Origin of the sequence: Gordonibacter sp. (assembly GCF_036667095.1) — a bacterium.
Lineage (GTDB): Bacteria > Actinomycetota > Coriobacteriia > Coriobacteriales > Eggerthellaceae > Gordonibacter.
In genome coordinates, this window is sequence record NZ_JAVWUP010000210.1 from 1 (window position 1) to 3,878 (window position 3,878).

Annotated in this window: 4 protein-coding genes; all 4 read left to right on the plus strand. The window is 59.5% G+C overall.

Annotation, left to right across the window (positions count from 1 at the left end; translation table 11 throughout):
* The first annotated feature begins 211 nt into the window (after window positions 1–211).
* Window positions 212–1,009: a CMP-2-keto-3-deoxyoctulosonic acid synthetase gene (locus tag RR842_RS12555; protein WP_332512640.1), complete on the plus strand. Its 798-nt coding sequence runs from the start codon at window positions 212–214 to the stop codon at window positions 1,007–1,009.
* A 178-nt stretch (window positions 1,010–1,187) separates the two neighbouring features.
* Window positions 1,188–1,853 carry a TrkA family potassium uptake protein gene (locus RR842_RS12560; RefSeq protein WP_332512627.1) on the plus strand — a complete coding sequence of 222 codons (666 nt, stop codon included), beginning with the start codon at window positions 1,188–1,190 and terminating at the stop codon, window positions 1,851–1,853.
* A gap of 9 nt (window positions 1,854–1,862) precedes the next feature.
* Window positions 1,863–2,534, plus strand: coding sequence for a TrkA family potassium uptake protein (locus RR842_RS12565; RefSeq protein ID WP_332512626.1), 672 nt, complete (start codon window positions 1,863–1,865; stop codon window positions 2,532–2,534).
* Window positions 2,535–2,725: 191 nt separating this feature from the next.
* On the plus strand, window positions 2,726–3,878 hold a 1,153-nt coding region (locus RR842_RS12570), incomplete at its 3' end, for an FAD-dependent oxidoreductase (RefSeq protein ID WP_332521379.1).

Genomic DNA, 3,878 nt, shown 5'->3' on the forward strand with positions numbered 1-3,878 from the left:
CGTCTTTGCTTTTCTCGTTTGTCAAGCGAACAAAACGTGGAGGCCCTCTCCACATCTTTTTGCCCCAGGGGGGTCAGATGGGCTAAAATACGCCTTGTTAAAACAGCATATCGGCCCTTCCGGCAGCAACCACCCTCACAACTTACCACGCTGTCACCGTTCCGACGGCAAGGCCTTGCGCTGTTCAAAGAAAGGTTACCGAGTTTTGGCAGTGAAAAAATACAAGCAGCGGAAGTCGAGCCTTGTCGCAAAAATCGCGGCGGTAGGATGCGCATCCCTGGTACTTGCCGGGTGCATCGGGTTCGGTTTCGCTTCTGCCGGGAGCACGGGTTCTCATGTCGAGGCTTTTGGTATCGACGAGATGAGCACTTCGGCATCCCAGGCAGAATCTGCGTCGCTGACGCAGGTAGCGAGCGATGAGGCTGCTCGCGAAACAACGGTACTGAGCAGCACCGCAAAGCGCGATATCTCCAAGGGCATCAAGGCTATTGAGGCAAAGGAAGAGGCCGATCGCATCGCGGCGGAGGAAGCTGCCCGAGCCGAGGAAGCAGCGCGCATTGCCGCTGCGAGCGAGAAGATGGCCCAGCAGCAGGCAACGGCTCCTGCTCCCGTCGCCGTCAATTTGAGCGAGGTTGATTGGAACGTCGGCAAGGAAGCGTTCATTGCCGAATGGACCGGTCGCATCGATGCGTACCTCGCGGGCTCTCCGCTTGCGGGCCAGGGCGTTACCTTTGCCACGGCTGCTTGGACTAGCAGTGTCGATCCGCGCTGGTCGCCAGCTATTTCCAACACCGAGAGTTCGAAGGGTGCCGTCTGCTTCAAGCCGTTCAATGCTTGGGGCTGGGGACAGTCTGGGTTCTCCGGTTGGGAAGAGGCTATCAATACCCATGTTGCCGGGTTGGCGAACGTATACGGCTACACTATTTCCATGGCTTACGCCCAGAAATACTGCCCGCCGAATGCCGAGCATTGGTTCAACAACACGCTGGGCCAAATGCAGCTGATCTAAGAGGACCGACGGGTCCTGTCGGCAGAACCGAATGTTGCAAAGCGCTGGTATCGAGGTGATGCCGGCGCTTTTTTGTTGCCGAACGGTGCTGAGCTGGATGCAAGATGCGATCATGCAGTATGCTGGGATCCGAACGGAAAACGGCGTGCTGTGCGCCTGAAAAGATTGAGGAAGCGTCATGGACAACGTTATCGTCGTCGGATGCGGCCGTGTAGGGTCGCAGTTGGCGAATATGCTGTCGGACAACGGCAGCAACGTGTGCGTCATCGACCGCAATGCTGATGCGTTTGCGAACCTAGGCCGCAACTTCAATGGATCGACGGTGCAGGGTTTGGGCTTCGACGAGGAGACGCTTGTCAAGGCCGGGGTTGAGGAGTGCGACGTCATTGCGGCCGTTACCCAGTTCGACAATACGAACCTGATGGTGGCAGAAGTGGGTAGCCGCCTGTTCGGCGTGCCCCATGTTATCGCCCGCCTGTACAACCCCGATCACGAACGCGCCTACATGCAGCTGGGCATCGACCACGTATGCGGTACATCGCTGGTGGCCGAGGACGTGTTCAGCAAGATCATATCGGGTCATGGCGCCCATATCGATACGTTCGGAGAGTTCGAGCTCCTGCGCTTCTCGCTCGATCTGAGCTGGCGCGACGATGACCACCGCACCATTCGCGTGTCGGAGATTGAGCGCGACCACGATATCCGCATCGTCGCGTTCGAGCGCGGCGACGGTTCCGCCTCGTCTATCCCCACGCGCGATTCCATTCTGTACCATGGCGATTCCGTGCTGGTGTGCGTTCGCCACGAGCTGATCGAATCGTTCTCCCGCTATATTCAGGACTAGGAGCAGGTTATGTATATCGTTATTGCCGGCGGCGGCAAGATCGGAGAATATCTGGCCTCGGTACTGCTGCTCAGCGGCAACGATGTGGCCGTGATCGAAGAGAACTTGCAGACGGCTGACCATCTGTCCATCGTGCTGGAAGGCCGCTACCTGGTGATTCACGGCGACGGTTGCGACTCGAAGTACCAGGAGGATGCGGGTATCCGCAAGTCGGATGTGTTTGTGGCCACGACAGGCCAAGACGACGACAACCTGGTGTCGTGCGAAATCGCGCAGCGTGTGTTCAACGTGCCGCGCTGCATCGCGCGTGTGAACAACCCGAAGAACCTGCGCATCTTCCGTGAAGTGGGCATCGAATGCGTGTCGTCTACCACGCTCATTGCCAACCTCATCGAGGAAGAGACCCTGCTGGGCAGTGTCAGCGTGGCCTCGTCGCTGACGCACGGCAACGTGCAGTTGGCCGAGATCGTAGTGCCGCGTATGCGCTACCATTCCAACGAATCGGGCGTCTTGGCCTCGTCGTTGCTTATGCCTGAGGATAGCTTGCTGGTTGCCGTGTCCACGAAAGACGACGTGCAGGTGGTGAATGAGGAGACGGTTCTCTATCCCGGCGACACGGCGATCATAGCTGCCGATACCGAAGTTCTTGACGAGGTGCGCGCGCTGTTCAAGGGATTGTAGAGCACGAAAAGCGGGAACTGCTTGCGGGATTGTTCGCTTTAGACGGACAATCCCGTTTTTTGTCTTTTCGACGTACACGAACTTGCATTCCGTTCTTTGAACTTCTTCGGGCAACCCGGAACAATAGGGGTAGTCGGCGAGAGGCCGATCGTCTCGTGAGGGACTGGGGGAGAAATCAAGGAGGGGATCGAATGAAACACGGTCATAGCGAAGAGATGCCGGACCGGGTGGGCATGTCCCGGCGCACGTTCCTGGGTGGTAGCGCCGTCGCATTCGGCACGATCATGCTCTCAGGTGCGCTAAGCGGATGCGCGGCTCCGGCAGGCGGTTCGGGTTCGGGTGCCGCTCCTGCGGGTGGCAGCGGCGGCGAGCAGGTGCTCTACGAGCTCTACGACACCGACATCCTTATCGTCGGCGGTGGCCTTGCCGGTTCCCACGCCGCGCTTGAAGCCTACAAGCAAGGCAAGGACGTGGTGGTCGTCGAGAAAGGGCCGTTCCACTTCGGCGGTGCCTGCGGTTACAACTGGTGCAACTGGGTGAACTTCATCCAGACCGACACGCCGTGGGACCAGTCCGAGGACTTCGTGCTAAACGAGCTGACGAACAAGAAGATCGCGAAGGCCACCCACGAGGCGTTCTCCGTCGAGGACCGCAACCTGCTGCTGCGCTATGCGCAGGAGGGCAACAACCTGTTCATGCGCGACGAGACGGGCGCGTTCGTGCCCGGGCTGGACAAGCCGGGCTACCCGCTGTTCGGCACGTTCAACGGCTTTCCGCGCTATTTTACCGACTCGGTGGAACGCTCGGGTGCGCGCATCTTCGACCAGACCATGATCACCGACGTGATCATCGAGGACGGTGCCTGTATCGGCGCGGTCGGCTTGCATGTGCCTACGGGCACGGTACGCGTGTTCCGTGCGAAATCGACGGTGTCATGTACAGGTGCCAGTTCGTGGATCTATGGGTGGAACACCGTGGCGCCCACGTCCATCAACTCGCCCGACAACACCGGTGATGTGGATGCGGCGGCCTACCGGCGCGGTGCGGCGTTGCAGGATTCTGAGTTCTTCCAATTCGACCTGATCAGCATGTATCCGACGGGCCTTGCGGCCACGTTCGTGGGTGGCATCGGCGCCGACAACCTGTGCTGCGAGTACATCTGCGATGCCAACGACAACTACTTCTTCCGTGGCATGGACTATTCCACGCTCGACCGCATCACGTTCACGCGGACTATCGCCAAGGCCATCCACGACGGGGGCGGCTCGCCCAGCGGCGGTGTGTACGTGGACTTCTCCAATCCCGAGGCGTTCGCGGCCATGGGCGAGGTCTACCGCCGCAACG

Bases quoted from the DNA above. Each gene is read 5' to 3' on its own strand.
- RR842_RS12560 (WP_332512627.1), top strand. From the start codon at position 1,188: ATGGACAACGTTATCGTCGTCGGATGCGGCCGTGTAGGGTCGCAGTTG.
- RR842_RS12565 (WP_332512626.1), top strand. From the start codon at position 1,863: ATGTATATCGTTATTGCCGGCGGCGGCAAGATCGGAGAATATCTGGCC.